Below are 3136 nucleotides of genomic sequence, written 5' to 3' on the forward strand. Positions count from 1 at the left end.
CCGGCGCGAGGTTGAGAATGAACCGCGTGCCGTGCAGGTTGGCGATCATGCCCAGCTGTTCGGTGGCCTCCGGGCGCAGCTCGCCCTGGGCCAGCAGCACGTCGGCTTCGGCGATTTCCTCGGTGAATTCCATCGGGTCGGTGATGGTGTTGGCGCCGCGGGTGACGAACACGGTGTGGTCGCCGTTGGGCGTCGACGCGATGAACGCGGAGCCGGTGGGCGCGTCCCACGTCGTCTGCACGGAGTGGGTGTCCACGCCGTGGGCGGCGAGCTCCGACAGCACCAGGTCGGCGGCGGGATCTTCGCCGACGGTGCCCGCCATGATGGCGCGCACGCCCGCGTGGGCGACGGCGGAGGCCTGGTTGGCGCCCTTGCCGCCGAGGGCCAGTGAGCTGGTGTCCACGATCGCCGATTCGCCGGGCACGGGGAATTCCGCGACCTGGGCGAGGTGGTCCTGGTGCAGCGAGCCGCAGATGACCACGGTCGGCTCATCGGGGTCGGTGTCCGGCATGAGCCGCTCGACGGTGGCGTCGATGGGCCGGATGGTGCGGTGCGTGCCGGGGGTGGGGCGATCTTCATGCTGCATGCCCCCAACTCTGCCACGGGCAGGGAAGGGGTGCCCGCCGCGACCACCCGATTTACGGTCCGGAGGGAGCCCCGGGGTTGGGTTCCGGCGGGTGGCGGCGCGGCGCGCGCGGTTGGTTGCCGTGGCCGGGTGGTGCCGGTGGCATTGCTTAACGACGGTGATGGCACTGCCGCAGTGGCGTGCTTGCTAGATTATTGCGGTGCGGCACCGCCGCAATCGCCGAGGTGCGGCAGCGCCGCTTTTCGGGATCGCCCCTGTAGCTCAGTCGGTTAGAGCCGTGGACTCATAATCCATAGGTCGCGGGTTCGAGCCCCGCCGGGGGCACGCACGGAAAATGCCGCCCCACCTGCATTCGAGGTGGGGTGGCATTGTCGTTGAATTGGGGGAGCCCGTCAGCGGGTGGCCCCGTCGTCCCCCATGGCATCCCCGGTGCCGCCGGTGGAGTTGCGGCCGCCCCAGCGGAAGAAGCTCCACAGGCGCTGGCTGGGGTCGCGCTGGTAGTCGCGTTCCTGGTAGTCGAAGACGGGGAGGCTCCAGCTCTTCCAGATCGACAGCAGGCGGGTGACGAAGGCGACGGCGACGGAGGCGATGATGGTCACCGTCTCGGAGGCCCCCATCCAATCGAGCGCGAAGTACGCGATCGTGGCCAGCAGGGCGATGGAGGCGTAGAGCTCCTTCTGGAACACCAGCGGCACGCGGTCGCACAGCAGGTCGCGCAGCACGCCGCCGAAGGCGCCGGTGAGCACCGCGGCGACGACGGCGATGATGAAGCCGTGGCCCATCTCCAGCGCCACGCGGATGCCGATGACGGCGAACGCGGACAGGCCGATGGCGTCGAGGACCAGGAAAAGCACCCGGAAGTGCTGCATCAGGAAGGAAATCGACACCGTCAGAATCGCCGCGCCGATGATGACCAGCAGATACTGCGGGTCCTCGACCCACACCAGCGGGTAGTGGCCGAGCACCAGGTCGCGGATCGTGCCGCCGCCGATGGCGGTGACGCAGGCGATGGTGGATACGCCGAAGAGGTCCATTTTCTGGCGACCGGCGGCCAGTGCGCCGGTCATTCCTTCGGCGGTGATGCCGATGACCCACAAGACATGGAGGAGCATGTCTCAACGGTAGACCATTGGCCCCGAAACCCCGGCCCGGGAACACGCGCCGAGAGCGCGAGCACGGCAGCGCGGACCCGGGGCCATGCCCCCGGGGTCAGGCGCCGAGGAGCTTCTTCATCTCGTCGATCTCCTTCTTCTGGGAATCGACGACGATTTCCGCCAGCTCGCGGGTGGGCTCGTTTTCGCCGTCGCGGATGACGTCTTCCGCCATGGCCACGGCGCCTTCGTGGTGCTCGATCATGCCCTCGAGGAAGAGCCGGTCGAATTCCGGGCCCTGGGCCTCTGCGAGTTGCTGCATCGCCTCGTCGGAAAGCATGCCCTCCATGTCCTCGCCGGACTCGCCGTGGCCCGCATGCCCGTCGTGGGGTTCATGGGCGGAGGGGGCGGTGGGATCCTCGCCCCAGGCGGCGAGGCGGGCGCTCATCTGCTCGATCTCGCGGCTCTGCGCTTCGGCGATCTTCTTGCCGAGCTCGATGATGTCGGCGTTGTCGGTGCGGCCCTCGATGAGGCCGGACATGGTCACCGCCTGCTGGTGGTGGGCCATCATCATGCGGTTGAAGGAGACGTCGGCGTCGTTGTGGGGGCCGGCGTCCTCCGCCTCGGGCATTTCGGTTTCCGGCTGAGACGAGGCGGCCGCCGCGCCGGGGGAGGGCGACGTGCCGTCGGCGGCGTCGGAGGACACGGTCGTCCCGGCGGTGCCGTTGGCCGCGTCATCAGCGTCGTCGGTGGCGCAGGCGGTCATCGCGAGGGTGATGGCGGCGGTGCCGGCCAGCGCCAGGCCGCGGAGGATTCGCTTCTCGTTCATGCGTCCACTGTGCCACCAAGTGCGACTCCGGTGTGGAGCGCCTCGTCAGCGGGGTTGCGCATGCTGGCAACGGGGTCGCGTACTCGGTTCCGGATGGCGGTGCCCTGCGTCGGATGCCTGGTTCGGCGGCGCGTTCATCGACGACGTGACCGCCGTCACTGCACCGCCGACGACGTTGCCCCGCTCACCGATCGTTGACAGACCAACTTGTCTGGTTCTACGGTATCTTCCATGTCGATGATGCTCACGCAACGGCTCTGGCTGGACCAGGGCCACGTCCACGGGGACATGTGTCCGCGCCCCGTGGCATTCGCCTGACCGGATCCCCGCCGGTGCCCGCCCCTGGGCCCCTTTCCCGGATCCCCGACATCCCCTGACGTCGCCCGGATTTTCCGACGTCACCCGGCGCCACCCGAACTCGTCCGGCGCCGTCCGACGCTCCGCCGCTTTCCGCGCCGTGTGAACCACCGCGCCGGACCGGACCGTCGTAAAGCGGACGTTCCCATCCGAGACGCCGCGTTTCTCCCATCCTTTTCCCATCCCATGGAAAGGCTCTTTTCGTGAGCACAGAATCTTCCGCGGCCACTTCCGCCGCGGCCTCGAACGCGGCCGCCGACCCGGGCACCACCG

Annotated in this window: 3 protein-coding genes and 1 tRNA gene; 1 reads left to right on the forward strand and 3 read right to left on the reverse strand. The window is 68.9% G+C overall.

The window, feature by feature from the left end; genetic code table 11:
* The coding region (locus tag GX015_RS02000; protein WP_291342396.1) for a PfkB family carbohydrate kinase at positions 1-586 on the reverse strand (586 nt) is incomplete at its 3' end.
* 250 nt (positions 587-836) lie between these two features.
* Here GX015_RS02000 and GX015_RS02005 point away from each other — a divergent pair.
* A tRNA-Ile gene (locus GX015_RS02005) sits at positions 837-910 on the forward strand.
* Between the two features lie 68 nt (positions 911-978).
* Here GX015_RS02005 and GX015_RS02010 read toward each other — a convergent pair.
* On the reverse strand, positions 979-1698 hold the full coding sequence (locus GX015_RS02010; RefSeq protein ID WP_291342398.1) for a trimeric intracellular cation channel family protein: 720 nt from the start codon (positions 1696-1698) through the stop codon (positions 979-981).
* 97 nt (positions 1699-1795) lie between these two features.
* Positions 1796-2506 carry a DUF305 domain-containing protein gene (locus GX015_RS02015; protein ID WP_291342400.1) on the reverse strand — a complete coding sequence of 237 codons (711 nt, stop codon included), beginning with the start codon at positions 2504-2506 and terminating at the stop codon, positions 1796-1798.
* Between the last annotated feature and the right edge of the window lie 630 nt (positions 2507-3136).

The organism is Corynebacterium sp., assembly GCF_012837295.1.
In the GTDB taxonomy this organism is placed as follows: Bacteria; Actinomycetota; Actinomycetes; order Mycobacteriales; family Mycobacteriaceae; genus Corynebacterium.